This window comes from Caballeronia sp. HLA56, from assembly GCF_054655155.1.
In genome coordinates, this window is record NZ_BAAHOB010000004.1 from 42,286 (window position 1) to 57,724 (window position 15,439).

The window sequence follows — 15,439 nt, forward strand, 5'->3', positions numbered from 1 at the left end:
ATTTCCCGGAAGCTGTTTTCGGAATTAGACCATTTATCCAAGAACAATGCTGTCAGAGAATTATTGCGTCGCAACATTTACCCAACTCTCCATGGCCCATTCCAGGACACCGCGTACTGTCACGGTCGCCGCCGTTTTTTTGTTCACATGTGCAATAACGCCGGTGCAGGCCGACGACACCAATCTCGTCACGACGCAGAAGCTCCGTTGGCAAACTACCGAGGCCCTCGCCAGCGAAGCGGTGCGCGTGTGCGCCAGCCGCGGCTATTCGGTCGCCGCGACTGTCGTTGATCCCTCGGGCCACCAACAGGCCGTCATCAAAGGCGATTCGGTGCCACTACAGTCGCTTTCGGTCTCCTATCGCAAGGCCTATACGGCTTATTCGTATGGTTTGGCCTTCAACAAGGACTCCACCAGCGAACTGATTGCGGCGAAGGTGGCCGGTCCGCTTGACGGCGGGGTTCTGGCGACGGTTCCGGAGGTCATCTTTATTCCCGGAGGTGTAACGCTGCGCAAGGCCGATCGCACCGTGATCGGCGGTATTGGCGTGTCTGGTGCGCCGGGCGGCGACAAGGATGAGGAATGTGCGCAGGCCGCCGTCGACAGATATAGAGGGGAATTCCATTGAAGCGCCGCGATTTTATTGTCGCTGCGGCTGGCGCTTCGCTCGCGCCGGCGCTCGACGTGACAGCTCATGCGGGGACGGTCTCCGGCGACACCGAACCGGATGGCTCGTTTGAGATTGTGGCCGCATTTCCGGGGCCGGGGCCGTCCGGAATTGCCGTGACGCCTGACGGGCGCGTCTTCGTCGGGTTTCCCAGGCACGCCGATAACCATCGCGAAGCGACGCTGGCAGAACTACGCGACGGCAAGCTGATCCCGTACCCGAATGCTGCGCTCAGTCTGCCATCGGATGCTCCGCCCGAGCGTCGGCTGGTGTCGATTCACGGGATGACGACCGACAGCCGCGGCCGGCTATGGGCGATCGACGACGGCAAGTTGGCGGGACAGCCAATTGGACCGGGCGCGGCGAAGGTCATCGGCGTCGATCCGCAGACCGACCGGTTGATCGCAAGCATCGTGCTACATCCACCGGTGATGCTGTCCGATAGTCACATGAACGATCTGCGCGTCGATCTTACCCACGGCGCAAAGGGTGTTGTCTACGTCGCGGATTCTTCTTTCGGCACATCTGGCGCGCTGGTCGTCGTGGACATCGCGACCGGACGCCAGCGGCGGGTCTTGGCCGATCATCCTTCGACACAGCCCGAGAGAGGATTTGTCACGGTGCTCGAAGGGCGGCCTTTGCGTTACGACCCGACCCATCCCACCTTTCCGGTCGGCGGAGCGGACAGCATCACGCTCAGTGCGGACAGTTCGCGGCTGTATTATTCGCCGTTGACGAGTCGCAGGCTCTACAGCATAGCAACGAGTCTTCTGGCCGATCCGAATGCCACCGACGCAGCCCTCGCGGCAGGCGTCGTGGACCACGGTGAGAAGGTGATGACGGACGGTCTCGCGACCGATGCCCTGAACCGCATCTACCTGACCGCCAGCGAACATGACGCTATCCTGCGGCGTTATCCGGACGGACACATCGACGTGATTGTCCGCGATCCGCGCATCGTATGGCCGGACGGCATTTTCGCTACGTCCTCGCATGTATGGTGCACGATAGGGCAGTGGAACCGTCTGCCGGGTTTCAACGGCGGCACGGACCTCCGCGTGCCGCCTTACCTTTTGATTCGCGCGCCGATCGATAACGCTCAAACGCCGATTGTCCGGTCGCCTCACTGATATGGACCGCGACGGGTTATGGACGGGGCACCCCCTGCGAGCCCAATGATGCAATATAAAAGTATGCGCCATGAAATCAGCGAAACAGGAAACGAAAAGTTTTGCGGCCCCGCCACCTTGCATAATCCATCTCGAAACAGTAATTTGATGCATCGGACCATGCGGGATCGTCCGATGTGAATGTCCGCTTCGGTGGCCGCTTCGCCTTCGTCGGGACCACGGTCAATGTCCGTTCGCGATAAGTAAAAAATCGTATGCCTGTCGAACTCGTCGTCGTCGCTGCAGACAATCCATCGTCGGGCCGGAAAATGATCCCGAGGTGATTATTGGCTATTGCGTTGTACCGGCAGTCCCGAAAGAATTCTACCGCGTCCTCACCGGCCATACCGATGTGGCGATAGGGACAATCATACCCATCGTCCGGATTGGCCGGGAGATTGGAACTAACACGTGCAGCAAGCTCTCTGATCGGCGACTAACACCGCAGGCCCGAACAGCTGTACCTCTAGTTAATTCTTTCGATTACGAGTGCGGGTACAGAGCTCGTGAACGCGGGCGATCTATGGCCGCCGGGTACGACAAGGACGTCCAGATTATCGGATTTGCGGGTCGACGGCTGGGTTGCATAAGGCCGATCGATCGACCGAGCGCGATACGAAACCACGACGACTCGTGCGCCGTACGTCTGTCCTCCGTGATACTAGCGATTAACAACAGCCTGCTTGACGCTCACGCTTCGCAATGGATGACCAGAATGCATTACTTGCGAACACTTGGAATTCTCGTTCTTACCGTCGCTTTTGGGACGATTGATTCGATGGCGGCGGAGACGTTCACATGCGGATATGGTGCAGTGACGGACCGTGACAATGCGGACGGCGACATATTGATCGAGGCCGATGGCCCGCACGCCCTTGCGTCAATCACCGGTGTGACATCAGATCGATCGAGAATACGTTTCAAGGTGTTACAGAACGGTCCCGTAAATCTGGTCCTGACGCGCATAAATTTCTTCGATGGGCAGCCATAGGCGGCCGCCGTTTTCGGCATAGACAAGCATATGGGACACCTATTTCACTGCGTCAATCTTGAAGATAGGCCTGGCACACCTATGTGGGTCGGAGGTTGTCAGACATCGGCAAGCTTAGATAGGCCGAACGCAACCAATCATCGGCGATGGAAGGACGGACGGTGTCCCAACGCATTGGATCGCGGCGCAACGTCCGTAAATGCGGCGCGTCAAACGTCGCTCAGGAATAGATGTGGATCATCCGATGCTGATCTCGAACGCCATCCTAGCGAGGAATGTACTGAAGCATATGGTGCGACTCCCGAAGCGATTCGCAATGACTTCCCCTGCACGACTAGAGATCTGAACCTCTATGACCGCTACTATCATCGGCGCTCTGCCAATCAACGTCACACTGCTGCCGACCACGTGGCTGGCTGGCACCACGATTTCAACGGCAAACAGGCAGCGATTTTGAATCGCCTGGTCATGCTCTACGCATTGCCGCTCAGTCTTTTCACCGGGATGGTCGGCACGTCGCGCGATCACGTGCTCGCGCAAGGCCCGTTGGCGCTTGCGCTTCTCGCGGGAATGGCGGACGGCTACATCGTGGTCTTCGTTATTGCACGGTACATAGTCCGTCAGGATGTGATGACGTCTTCGTTGTAGGTCCTTACAATCGATGGTCCGGCAGTGCCTTTTGTCGGTGTCTCGGTCCTTGGACATCTATTCGGCTCGTCGAGCGCGATTCCAATCGCGGTGGCGGATCTCGTCATGAATCTGCTTCAGGTAGCGATGCGCCGGTTACGTGCGCTCTGGTGGGCTTATCTGCCGCTGCTTCGGAAAGAAAAAGCGACAGGGCGCAACGCGAACAGTTCAGGTCTCTGGCCGATGCCGCAGCCGCAACACGTGACTGGGACGTATTGTCTGCACTACTTAGCGATACTGCGGCTGAAATGAACGAGCCGACATCGTCGATCGAATCGCTGAGATGGACGTTAATCAAACATCGGGACCATGCGCAGTCGCTCAGTCGGATTACGATTATCAATTCGGATGCCGAGCAAGATCTGAATCGTGCCCTCACACATGTGCAGCACCGGTTGGATGTGAGAGACACGAGCCCAACGCTGGCGAGTTTTGCCAAAAGGCGGGTCAGGCAGGCGGAGAAGAGTTTGCGTAAGCGGGTGAGGGCGGCTCTCGCATTCACGGCCGCACGGACAACGCTTCGCTGCACAAGGCTCGGATAGCCAGCAAGAAGCTGCGTTATCTGCTGGAATTTTTTGCGCCGTTCTCGACCCTGACTGTCGGCGAACGATAAAAAGATTGACCGATGTACAGGAGGAGCTTGGCAAGCTCAACGATGTGGTGGTGAGTGAAACACTGGTGCGACGGGACGGGTTTCACACCGATGCCCAGGAGCCCATCACGCCGGTAGTGGATTGGCTGGACGGTCGGAAACGGCGCCACATGCGCACTGTGCGGCGTATGCTGTGCAAGTTTCGATAGGCGAGTTGACCTTTAACTCATGAAAGGGGTAAAGAGGAACCTGAGTCGGCGGACCAACCAGTGATTCCTTCAACACGGCGGAAACTAGCTGGATTTCATTGTCGATTCCGGCGGCGAGTACTTCTATGCGGTATCTCCTGTTCTTTGTACATAAGGCGGTTTGCGGAAACCCAGACCGGTACATTCCGACACACATGCCATGCAGCGATGTGTTAATGGGGAAGCAGCGACTTCAGGAGGCAGGGGCCTATGTCCTTGGCATGTAAATGAAAATATGACACTGAACTTTTGGGCAAATAGCAAATTGAAATCGACCTCGCGACTGAAGCCACGTCATCAAAATACATAAACATGATGTCTGCTGAAAACCAAAATCTCGCGCCGAAAATCGTCGCGAAACTGCTTGCTGGACGCTGGGCGTCATCCTGGCAGGATGCGCTTGCCTCGGCGATCGCCGCAGTTCTCGCATGGATGCTTGCACACAGGCTGTTTGGACACCCCCATCCGGTCTTTGCAGCGATCAGCGCGATAGTCTGTCTTTCGCCAGCATTACCTAGCCATGGCAAGCAGGCCGTGGGTCTAATGCTGGGTGTTGCTACGGGCATTGCAGTGGGTGAATTCTCGCTATTCTTGCCGGACGCCTTGCCGCTTCTCAGGATTAGCGTGGCGACTTTTTTCGCCATCGTCCTCGCTGCTTCTTTCGGACTGGCCGCGGTCGTACCGATTCAGGCTGGTGTTTCCGCTGTGTTGGTGCTTGCACTTGGTCCCGCGAGCGCCGGCGGCACACGTATGATCGACGTCGCAATCGGCACTATAGTGGGCCTGATTTTTAGCCAGATTCTTCTGACGCCAGATCCGGTTCGCGTGATAGATGCCGCGGCGAGAGATCTGCTCGAGAGACTAGCTGCCAGTTTCAGCGCCTGCGTCGAGGCGCTGAATGGTCATGATGCGAAAAAGGCACAGGCCGCCCTTAGGACCTTTCTAGCTGCGCACGAAAGTTTGATTGCTCTTGGCGCGGGCATTGGCTCCGCTCAATCTGCCGCGAAATGGTCCGTGCGAGGTCGGCTCGCCGCGCATGAAGTCGGAGAGATCGCGGCTCGCTATGATCGACGAGCCATCCGCCTATTTGCGTCCTCCCTTCTGTTCGAGGAAGCGTTTGCAAATGCGCTGCGAAAAAACGCGGATCCACCTCCTGTCAGTCTGAGTGATCGTATCACTTGTGCAGCAACATGTTGCGTGTGTATCGCCGACGGGGGAGAAGCGCCAGAGGAAGATCCGCTGTGCATACCATCACCGCCTGACGCGGACTATATTCCTTCGAGCTGGCAATCCTGCCTTGATCATCTTAAGGCGGTTGAGGAGGCCCTGGCCAGCTTCCAGGATGTGAGCGCCGTCACCCCGATAACGCGGGCGGTGCCCACCGATGAGGATACCCGAGCACCCCGGTGAGGGTGGCCGGTCAGGGTCGGTATCTCCCCAGAATCCGGTCGACGGTGCAGATAGAACCCGAAAAGCTGTTCGGGTAACTTCCGTCGAGACCTGGCGCGCTGGCGAAGAGACAGGCGGAGCTGGTCCACGACCAACGAAATCCCTCGTACGCTCGGAGGTTATGAGCCATCTCATCAAACGGTGGGCGCAGGTCTTAGGCGCACGCCGCACGAATGAAATTAGGTATCGGCACCGCCTTGAGCTTTCCATCGGCCTGCTTGATACACAACGCACGGGTCGCGCGAAATTCGCAGATCAACGTTTCGCCACGTGTGATGCGATGGCGCTGAATGAGAACTTTGCCGCGCCACTCTTCGGTGGAGGTATGGACGTCGAGCGTTTCACCATAAGTGGCCGAGGAATGAAAATGGCTGTGAATTTCCAGAAGCGGAGCCCCTACGCAGCCCGGTAACGCGTCGATTTCTCGCCAGGGAGGTAACCCACATTGCAGGAAGTAGTCATGGAACGCAGCATCGACCCAGCGCGAAAAGTTCGGAAAAAACACGATGCCCGCAGGGTCGCAATCGCCAAATTGCACTTCGACACGAAAGGTGGTTTCTTTAGCCATGGGTGAGCTTTAACAGGAGGTGGAACGGGAAAGATGGTAGGCTTGAAAACGTATTCAAGTACGTTCCGTGATTCCATCAGGCCGATCGCATGGCTGCGCGCGGAGGGGCGCTGACTAACCGGTATTTCGCAGCCCAGCGGCAACCCCGTTGATGGTCAAGTGAATCCCCGGTCTCAGCCGAACGTCATGGTCGCCAGCGCGATGGCGCTTAAGCAGCTCAACCTGCAAGTGGTTGAGCGGATCGAGATACGGGAAGCGGTTCTTGATCGACCGCGCAAGCAGCGGGTTGTCTGCAAGCCGCTCCCTTTTCTCGGTGACCTGCGCGAGCATGTCCGATGTGCACTGGTGTTCCGCGACAATGCGACTGAATACGGTCTTCCTGAGGCCCTCATCGGTGACAAGCTGGGCATAGCGCGACGCCACGGCTAGGTCCGTCTTCGCCAGCACCATGTCCATGTTCGACAACAGGTTCTTGAAGAACGGCCACGTCTTGTGCATCTTGCGCAGCGTCGCGAGCCGCTTCGCGCGTTCCTCGTCCGATCCGGCGCGGTCGAGATACGTCGTCACCGCGCTGCCGAAGCCGTACCAGCCGGTCAGCAGCAAGCGGCATTGACCCCACGAAAAGCCCCACGGAATCGCGCGCAGATCCTCGATCTTGCGCTGCTTCGGGTCTTGCAGCTTGCGCGACGCCGGCCGGCTGCCGATGTTCAGTTCGGAGATTTCCTGAATCGGCGTGGACAGGAAAAAATAGTCAGTGATGCCGGGCGTCTCGTAGACGAGCGCGCGGTACGCGGCCATCGCCGAATCGGAGAGCGTCTGCATCACTTCTTCGAACTGCGGCAGCTGCGCGGGCGAATTCTCGTGCGGCAGCAGCGAGGCTTCGAGCGTGGCCGCGACCACGGTCTCGAGATTGCGCCGCCCGATTTCCGGATTGCCGAACTTGCTCGAAATCACTTCGCCCTGTTCGGTGAGACGGATTTGTCCGTCGACGGTGCCGGGCGGTTGCGACAGAATCGCCTGATAGGTCGGGCCGCCGCCGCGACCGACCGTGCCGCCGCGCCCATGGAACAAGCGCAGCGTCGTGCCGCGTTCCTTGAAGAGCGCTACCAGCGCCAGTTCCGCGCGATACAACTCCCAGTTCGACGTGAGGAAACCGCCGTCCTTGTTGCTGTCGGAGTAGCCGAGCATGACTTCCTGCTCGTTGCCCGCGTTTTCGATCAGCTTGTCGATGCCTGGCAGCGCGAAGAACTCGCCCATGATGACCGGCGCGTTGCGCAAGTCGGCGATGGTCTCGAAAAGCGGAATCACCATCAGGCCATCGCGTGCGGGATCGTCCTTGGCGCCGAGGCAGCCTGGCCGCACGCCCGTTTCCTTCTGCAGCAGCATGACTTCCAACAGATCGCTGACGGTTTCCGTGTGCGAGATGATGTAGTTGCGCACGGCGCGCGCGCCGAACTTCCGGCGCGTCTCGCGCGCGGCTTCGAGCACGCCGAGTTCGCTCTTCGCAAGATCGGAATATTCAGCGTATGGCGGGCGCAGCGGGCGCGGCTGCGCCAGTTCCTTCAGCAGCACCGCACGCTTTTCTTCCTCGGAAAGCGCCGCGTAATCGTTCACCACGCCGGCGCGCGCCAGCAGTTCGGCGATCACCGCCTCGTGGATGTCGGAGCTTTGCCGCAAGTCGATGCTCGCGAGATGAAAACCAAACACTTCGGATGCCCGCGCCAGCGGCGCAAGCCGCAACGTGGTGAGCGGTGCGCCGTGATACTGAATGAGCGAGTCGATCAGCACATGCAAATCACGCGTAAATTCGGCGGCATCGGCATACGGCGTTGCGCGCACAGCCGCCACGCCCCGGCCGGCGCTGCGCAGTGCGACCACGCCTTCGCCGAGTCGTACGCGCGCACTCGCGGCGAGCCGTGTATAGATGCCGATCAGCGCGCGACGATAGGGTTCGTCGGTGCGATGCGGCGACTGATCTGGAGACGCGCCCGCCAATGCTTTTAACGCATCGCTTGAACCGGCCAGGCGATCCGACACGCATAGTTCCGCACCCAGTTTGTGAACCTGCTCCAGATAGTGCTCGAAGATCACCGTCGCCTGACGCGTGATGGCAGTATCAAGTGTTTCGCCGGTGACAAACGGATTGCCGTCCCGGTCGCCACCGATCCAGCTTCCCATCTGCAGGAACGCGGGCAAACGCACAGAAAGACCGTGTTTGGCGAGCGTGCGCTCAATGTCGGCATAGAGCGCGGGGACCACTTCAAGGAAGGTCGCACGATAAAAGGACAACGCATTTTCGATCTCATCGGCGACGCTCAGGCGGGTGTCGCGCAGCATGCGCGTTTGCCAGAGCGACGTCACGCGCGCACGTAGCGCTTCTTCATTACGGGCGTGTTCCCTTGCGGTCAGTGGCTGGTCGCGCTCGGCGAGCAAACGCGCGATCTCGTGTTGCGCATCGAGGATACTCTTGCGTGACACTTCGGTCGGATGCGCAGTCAGAACAGGCATGATGAGCGCGTCGCCAAAGAATTTCTCTAGGCGCTCGGGCGCCGCGTGAGTGCCGTCGCGCATGCGTTCGAGGGCAAAGGCAACGGTGCCGGGTTGTGCGATCGACCCCGCGAGCTCATGAACGCGGCGTCTGCGGTTGTGGTGCCGATCCTCGGCGATGTTCGCCAGATGTGAGAAATGGCTAAACGCGCGCACGACGGAAACGGTCTGCTCGGGCGACAGCGACTGCAGCTTACTTTCCAGCGCTTGCGAGGCGTCAGCGTTGTCCTCACGACGAAACTTCACGGCAGACTGGCGGATCGCCTCAACCACATCGAACACGGTATCGCCTTCCTGCTCGCGCAACACTTCGCCCAGCAGCCGACCGAGAAAGCGAATGTCCTCAGCCAGCGGCCTGTCCTTGTCATCGCGCAGGTCGCTTGATGATACTTCGGTCTGTTCCGTTAGCTCATGCAAGGAAGAGGCTCGTGTGTCCATGCTGATTACCTGTAAAGAGGAAAACATCGGCGCGCGAGGGCGCGAGTCGTGGGATAACAAACGGCTAACGGCTAACGGCTAACGGTTAACGGCTAACGGCTAACGGCTAACGGCTAACGGCTAACGGCTGTCGCCACGAAGCGAGCAGTTGGAGCCCTTTATGGGTACGGGGCGCGGCAATACCGCACCTTGCAATAGCAGCGCATCTTCAACGAGGATGGCAATCACGTGTTGCTGCCGTCCGCCTCAGCAGACCGATAGCAGTCGCGGCGACGCACGTCTGCAAGACTAGATCGGGTAGCAATTTCCACCGGTGGTCGCGCAAGGCACTCTCAATTCCGACGATACATCGCCGCAGAATCGCAGTGCTGGAACCGCATCAACTTGTTGCTGTGAAATCGTCGGTTTGTCATCAAGTCCTATGGACCTTTGTAGCAGATCTTGCGCGAAGGCCGGGAGCCGCACCGATGTCATTGGGCAAGAAGTCCGATCGGGCCTTCGCGGTTCGAATCGCCTCGTCGAAAGACATGGCGGTCGCTACATGCCGGTGGTTGACACTGACGAGCCAACCGTTGGCGGACAAACACCAGCGAATCTTTCCGCCCTCTAATAGAGCGGAGAACCATCGCCATACAGAAGCGTCCTCCGCATTGGCGCACGCGGCGGCCAGAGCGCGCGCCGCTCGAAGCTCCTGCACGTCGATCGTACGTGTCTCGCCTTTCATCGTGGGCACGCTAGCACCTCGCTTGTCTGAGGATCTGGTCGATGATGAGTTGATTGCCGAGCGAGCTCTCGAGCGAGAATGCGATTGATTTGCTATGGCCGAGTAGCACCGAGGCGAAATTCTCCACCATCAACTGATACTGATCGACCTCGCCGAACTCGATTGTCTCGACTTCTGCGCTCAGATCGGTGCGAATCCTGATGCTCGCCCCGGCGTACAAGCCCGGATTGAACGGCGCATCCACGGAAAGCCAGCCCTTGGAGCCGTGGAAAACCATATGCTGTCGCCGCGCGAGTTGGGTTCCGCAATAGAAGTTCAGGCGGAAGCCTGGAAATGTCAGATCGCAAATCGCGAGCTTGTCAGTGCCATACCGCGGGTCGATCGTGATGTCCGCACGCACCCAGAGCGGTTCCATGCCGGTCGCGATGCGCGTCGTCACCACTGGATAAACGCCGATGTCCCGCACGCCGCCGCCGCCAAGCGCGAGGTCGTTCTTGAGCGCCTTGGGATCGTCGTTGAAGTAGGTGAAGGAGCCTCCTACGAGTTCAAGCTCGCCAAGCGTCCCGTCGGCGATCCGTTCGCGCACGAACGCCCATTGCGGATGGTGCGCGACCATGAACGCTTCGCCGCACATGAGCCCGGTCGCATCGCGCAAGGCGATGAGTTCCCGAACCTGGGCGGCATCCATTGCGATGGGCTTCTCGCACAACACATGCTTACCTGCAAGCAGCGCCTTTCGGCACCACTCGAAGTGACTGGCCGTCGGCAAGGGGATGTACACGGCGTCAATCCCTTGGCTTGCGATAACTTCATCATAGTTTGCGCACGTGGTAGGTATGCCATGTTTTGCAGCGAAAGCCGCTGCACGCTCGCCCTCGCGGGCGGCCACGCAGACCACGCGGCCGTTGCTCGAGCGCTGGATGGCCGGCACCACAAAATTGTTGGCGATTCTGGCGGCACCGAGCACGCCCCATCGGATCAGCTCGCGCATGGTCGTTTTCCTCGCATGGTTCTAAAGGTGCGTCAACACACCGTCTGAAGCCGCTCAGCACAAATGCGAAGCACTTCATCCGGATCGCGGCGCCACCAGTTCTCCTTTGAGAATATCTCAACTTCGACCAGCCCTTCGTAACCGGCACGCTCGACGCTTTCTCGCATCGCGGGCAGGTCGACCACGCCGTCGCCCATCATGCCGCGGTCGAGCAACATGTCGCGGGTTTCGCGCAGCCAGTCGCAGGCATGGTAGGCAAGAATGCGGCTCGCTTGTCCCGCCGCCGCGATCGACGATTGCAAGGCCGGATCCCACCAACAGTGGTACACATCGACGGCAACGCCGAGAAAACCGGAGCGCTCGGGATCGAGCGCATCGCAGAGGTCCAGTGCTTGCGCGAGCGTGTTGAGCACGGCGCGGTCGGCGGCGTACATCGGATGTAGCGGCTCGAGCGCAAGCGGAACGCCGCAATCGCGCGCGGTTTCAAGCAACTCAGCGATGCCGTCTGACACCTGCTCGCGTGCGCCGGTCAAATCACGGCTCCCTTCGGGCAAGCCGCCAACCACCATCACGAAACAGCGTGCGCCGAGGGTCGCAGCGTCGCGCAACGCGGCCTTGTTCTCGTTGACGTTCGCCGCGAACTGCGCACGTGTCGATGCTGGCAGATAGGTGGAGCGGCAATAGCCGCTGACGGTCAGATCGAGCGCCTTAATCTGCTTGGCGATCTGCGCCACGTCCGCTTTCTCCACTTCGTGACGCCACGGCGCAATGCCGCCGAATCCCGCACTGGCGACCCGGTCAATCGTGCGGCTGAGTGGTTCGCGGTGCGCGAGCGTCGCGGTGTTGACGGAGCACAGGTCGAGTCTTCCCTGCAGGTTTCTCATGATTGTCCAGAGTGATATCGAAGACGAGTAGCCCGCGGACTCCGCCTTCCAGCGCTTCGATGAGCCGCGCGCCGATCGCGCGGTGCGTCGGATGGGCAAGGTAGGCAAAGCACGCGTCGCGGCTCTCGAAGTCCATCATGAAACCATCGCCGAAGTCCATGCCGTAGCCTTCCGGCGAGACGTTCGGTCCGCACTGGAAATTCGTAAACGCGATATCCGGAATCTCCGCCAGCCGTCGGATCTGCTCGAAAAAGACGAGGCGACTCGAAGCTGTGACTTCGCTGCGGAATCGACATAACACGATGTGTCGCACCGGCCCCTTTGAGCTGATCATGGTCATTCTCCGCAGCCGAGCGACGCCATGACCTTGCGCACACGCTCGACCGCATCTTCCGGATCACGCAACAGGCCAGCTTGATCAGCCAGGCGGAAAACATCCGCGAGATAGGCAGGCGGGCGCATGCCGTGATGACCACCAAGCATGAAGAAGTGGTCTTGGAAGCCGTTGAGGTAGGCAAGGAACACGACGCCGGTTTTGTAGTATTGCGTCGGCGCCCGGAAAATATGGCGCGATAAGGGGACCGTCGGTGCCAGCAGCGCGTTGAACGTTTCGAGGTCGTCACCGGCGAGTGCATCGAGGGCCTGCGATGCGGCCGGCGCGATCGCATCGAAGATGCCGAGCAGCGCGTGCGAAAAGCCTGCTTGATCTCCCGCGATGAGCGACGGATAGTTGAAGTCATCGCCGGTGTACATCTTCACGGTGGGCGGAAGTTGACGACGGAAGGAGATTTCCTTGGCGTCGTCAAGTAGCGAGATCTTAATGCCGTCCACGCGATCGACGCTCGTGCTGATCACGTCAAGGCAGACCTGCGCCGCGCTTTCATAGTCCGACGCACCCCAGTAGCCCGCAAGTTCAGGATCGAACATCTCACCGAGCCAGTGCAGGATCACCGGTTGATCGCACATCGCCAGCACTTCGCGATAGACGCGGCGGTAGTCGTCTGGGGAACGTGCGACACGAGCGAGGGCGCGGCTTGCCATTAGAATGACGCGTCCGCCGACGCGTTGTACCGCTTCCAACTGTTCCGCGTAGGCGCGGATCACTTGTTCGCAGTTCGTGATCGAATTGAGCGCGACGTGATCCGTCCCGCAGCCCGATGCGATCAACGCACCGGGGAGATCGCGCGTGCCTTCGACTGTGCGCGTGATCAATTCGAGTGCGCTGTGCCACGGCAGACCCATGCCGCGTTGCGCGGTGTCCATCGCTTCAGCGATACCGAGGCCTTGCTTGATGAGGTAGCGGCGGTACTCGAGCGTGCGTTCCCAATCGATGGCGGGCGCCGCATTTAGTTCGCCGGCGCGAAGCGGATCGGCCACGACGTGAGCTGCCGAGTAGGCGATGCGGTTGAACGGCCGTGAAGGCGCGCGAACGTCGAGCGGCGTGCCTTGCAGGCGATAGTTGTCCATCATGCCGAGGGCCGTCGGCAGCTTGATTGTCGGGTTCATATGCGTGGTCAGTATTTGGTTACGAGAAGGCCGCCGTCGACACGGATGGCCTGTCCGACGCTGTAGGGCAAGCCGCCGGTCGCGAGCGTGCGCACGGCGGTCGCGACTTCCTGAGGCGTGCCCCAGCGCTTGATGGCCGTGAGGCCCTGTTCCATCTGGGCGTCGTAGCGCGCACGGGAGGGCGCAGTCATCTCGGTTTCGATCAAGCCGGGCTGGACTTCATAAACGCCGACGCCGTTCTCGGCGAGGCGCAGCGCAAACAGCGTGTTCGCCATCGAGAGGCCTGCCTTCGACACGCAGTACTCGGCGCGCAAAGGCGACGCGGCGACCGCGTTCGATGACGTGATCGTGATGACACTCGGATGAGGCGCGACGCTGGCTTGCGCGCGGGCGAGAAAGTGTTTGGCGAACGTCTGGGTCAGAAAGAACGTGCCGCGCGTATTCACGGCAATGCAGCGATCGAAACTCTCGGGCGTCACGTCGAGCAGATCGCCGCGCGACATCACCGATACGCCCGCGTTGTTCACGAGGCAATCGATCGGTCCGCCGAGCCGCGCTTCGATATCAAGCAGCGTGGCCCGATGCGCGCCGATATCGGCGAGATCGGACACGACCGCGATTGCATGGGCATCGGTCTGTTCAACTTCAACGACCGCCTGATCGAGCTCGTCGGATGCCACTGCGTCCGTCAGCGCGACGTCGAAGCCAGCGCGGCCGAGTTCGACCGCAATCGCCCGCCCGATGCCGCGCCGGCTGCCGGTGACGAGTGCAACAGGGCGGCCGCTCATAACTGCGCTCCATTGGCGATCAGGTCGCGAGCGATGATCGTGCGCTGAATCTGGTTCGTGCCTTCATAGATCTGCGTGATCTTTGCGTCGCGGTAGAGTCGCTCGACTTCGTAGCCGCGAATGTAACCGCTGCCGCCGAAAATCTGCACCGCGTTCGCGCTGTGCTTGACCGCCGTGTCGCCGGCGAAGCATTTCGCCATCGAGCAGGCGATGCTCGCGCGGTCGCCGGCTTCGAGTCGTTCAGCCGCGTCGTGCACGAGCAGGCGCGCGGCCTGAATGTCCTTCGCCATGTCGGCGAGCATCCATTGGACCCCCTGGAAATCGGCGATGTGGCTGCCAAACTGCTTGCGGGTCTGCGCATACTCGAGCGCAGCTTCCAACCCCGCCTGCGCGATCCCAACGGCCAGTGCAGCGATGCCTACGCGGCCCTTGTCGAGCGCGCTCATCATGATGTGAAAGCCACGGCCTTCTTGGCCGAGCAAGGCGTCATGGGGAAGCTTCACGCGCTCGAAATGCAGCTCGCCCACTTGCGATGCGCGCTGGCCCATCTTGTGTTCCTTCGGACCCTTTGACACGCCCGCCGAGTGACAGTCGACGATGAAGATGCTCATGCCACGCTTGCCGGCGCTTGGATCGGTGCGTGCGAGCACGAAGGCAAGATCGGCGACCGGCGCATTGTGGATCCAGAGCTTCGCGCCACTGAGTTCCCATCCTTCGGCGGTGCGCGTTGCGGTGGTGCGAATGCCGGACACATCGGTGCCCGCATCCGATTCGGTAATGCAGTATGCCGGCCGCAGTTCGGCGCGCAACAGCGGTTCCATGTACTTCGCGCGCTGTTCGTCGGAGCCGTGCACGCTGAGCAACGTGCCCACCAGCTCGAGCAGTCCGCACTGGTCGGCCACCGACGCGTAGCCGCGCGACAATTCCTCCATCACAAGCGCGTAAGCCGTGACATCGAGCCCGGCGCCGCCGAATGCCTCGGGCACCGTGATGCCGAACAAGCCGAGTTCGCCCATCTGCTTGTAGATCTCCGCTGGAAAGCGCTCTTCGCGGTCCAGTTCTTCTGCCAGGGGGCGAATCACTTCCTGTGCAAAGCGCCGCGTCGTGTCACGAATCTGCTCGTGGGTTTCCGAGAGTCTCATGCTGTCTCCGTATGTAATCGTCGTACCTGATTTTGCGATGCAACACGC

The 15,439-nt window shown here is 60.2% G+C and carries 15 protein-coding genes; 7 read left to right on the forward strand and 8 right to left on the reverse strand.

The window, feature by feature from the left end:
- The first annotated feature begins 91 nt into the window (after positions 1-91).
- From ACYQ47_RS16180 to ACYQ47_RS16210, 7 genes are all read left to right on the forward strand, one after another.
- The gene (locus ACYQ47_RS16180) at positions 92-628 is read left to right on the forward strand and encodes a GlcG/HbpS family heme-binding protein (protein ID WP_459905968.1); all 537 of its coding nucleotides are present in this window, start codon (positions 92-94) and stop codon (positions 626-628) included.
- Positions 625-1,797 (forward strand): L-dopachrome tautomerase-related protein, encoded by a 1,173-nt coding sequence (locus ACYQ47_RS16185; protein WP_459905969.1) that lies wholly within the window; start codon positions 625-627, stop codon positions 1,795-1,797. The genes ACYQ47_RS16180 and ACYQ47_RS16185 overlap by 4 nt, the downstream gene beginning before the upstream one ends.
- Positions 1,798-3,001: 1,204 nt before the next feature.
- On the forward strand, positions 3,002-3,475 hold the full coding sequence (locus tag ACYQ47_RS16190; protein ID WP_459905970.1) for a hypothetical protein: 474 nt from the start codon (positions 3,002-3,004) through the stop codon (positions 3,473-3,475).
- 105 nt (positions 3,476-3,580) lie between these two features.
- A complete protein-coding gene (locus tag ACYQ47_RS16195) occupies positions 3,581-3,766 on the forward strand; it encodes a hypothetical protein (RefSeq protein WP_459906524.1) in 186 nt (61 codons plus the stop codon).
- On the forward strand, positions 3,691-4,056 hold the full coding sequence (locus ACYQ47_RS16200) for a hypothetical protein (protein ID WP_459906501.1): 366 nt from the start codon (positions 3,691-3,693) through the stop codon (positions 4,054-4,056). Before ACYQ47_RS16195 ends, ACYQ47_RS16200 begins: the two co-directional genes overlap by 76 nt.
- On the forward strand, positions 4,011-4,127 hold the full coding sequence (locus ACYQ47_RS16205; RefSeq protein ID WP_459906502.1) for a CHAD domain-containing protein: 117 nt from the start codon (positions 4,011-4,013) through the stop codon (positions 4,125-4,127). The genes ACYQ47_RS16200 and ACYQ47_RS16205 overlap by 46 nt, the downstream gene beginning before the upstream one ends.
- A gap of 539 nt (positions 4,128-4,666) precedes the next feature.
- Positions 4,667-5,764 (forward strand): FUSC family protein, encoded by a 1,098-nt coding sequence (locus ACYQ47_RS16210; protein WP_459905971.1) that lies wholly within the window; start codon positions 4,667-4,669, stop codon positions 5,762-5,764.
- A 193-nt stretch (positions 5,765-5,957) separates the two neighbouring features.
- Here the strand turns inward: ACYQ47_RS16210 and ACYQ47_RS16215 are convergent, their stop codons facing one another.
- The 8 genes from ACYQ47_RS16215 to ACYQ47_RS16250 all read right to left on the reverse strand — a co-directional run bounded on the left by ACYQ47_RS16215 (position 5,958) and on the right by ACYQ47_RS16250 (position 15,391).
- Entirely contained in the window at positions 5,958-6,371 is a 414-nt protein-coding gene (locus tag ACYQ47_RS16215) for an acyl-CoA thioesterase (protein WP_459905972.1), read from the reverse strand.
- Between the two features lie 114 nt (positions 6,372-6,485).
- Positions 6,486-9,416, reverse strand: coding sequence for a phosphoenolpyruvate carboxylase (gene ppc / locus ACYQ47_RS16220; protein WP_459905973.1), 2,931 nt, complete (start codon positions 9,414-9,416; stop codon positions 6,486-6,488).
- A 674-nt stretch (positions 9,417-10,090) separates the two neighbouring features.
- Positions 10,091-11,071 (reverse strand): Gfo/Idh/MocA family protein, encoded by a 981-nt coding sequence (locus ACYQ47_RS16225; protein WP_459905974.1) that lies wholly within the window; start codon positions 11,069-11,071, stop codon positions 10,091-10,093.
- Positions 11,072-11,103: 32 nt separating this feature from the next.
- Positions 11,104-11,955 (reverse strand): sugar phosphate isomerase/epimerase family protein, encoded by an 852-nt coding sequence (locus tag ACYQ47_RS16230; RefSeq protein WP_459905975.1) that lies wholly within the window; start codon positions 11,953-11,955, stop codon positions 11,104-11,106.
- Complete coding sequence (locus ACYQ47_RS16235; protein WP_459905976.1) at positions 11,870-12,289, reverse strand: Dabb family protein; 420 nt, start codon at positions 12,287-12,289, stop codon at positions 11,870-11,872. Before ACYQ47_RS16235 ends, ACYQ47_RS16230 begins: the two co-directional genes overlap by 86 nt.
- Before the next feature lie 2 nt (positions 12,290-12,291).
- A complete protein-coding gene (locus ACYQ47_RS16240) occupies positions 12,292-13,461 on the reverse strand; it encodes a dihydrodipicolinate synthase family protein (protein ID WP_459905977.1) in 1,170 nt (389 codons plus the stop codon).
- Positions 13,462-13,469: 8 nt separating this feature from the next.
- A complete protein-coding gene (locus ACYQ47_RS16245) occupies positions 13,470-14,249 on the reverse strand; it encodes a 3-ketoacyl-ACP reductase (RefSeq protein WP_459905978.1) in 780 nt (259 codons plus the stop codon).
- Positions 14,246-15,391, reverse strand: a complete 1,146-nt coding sequence (locus tag ACYQ47_RS16250; RefSeq protein ID WP_459905979.1) for an acyl-CoA dehydrogenase family protein — start codon at positions 15,389-15,391, stop codon at positions 14,246-14,248. Before ACYQ47_RS16250 ends, ACYQ47_RS16245 begins: the two co-directional genes overlap by 4 nt.
- Positions 15,392-15,439: the final 48 nt, after the last annotated feature.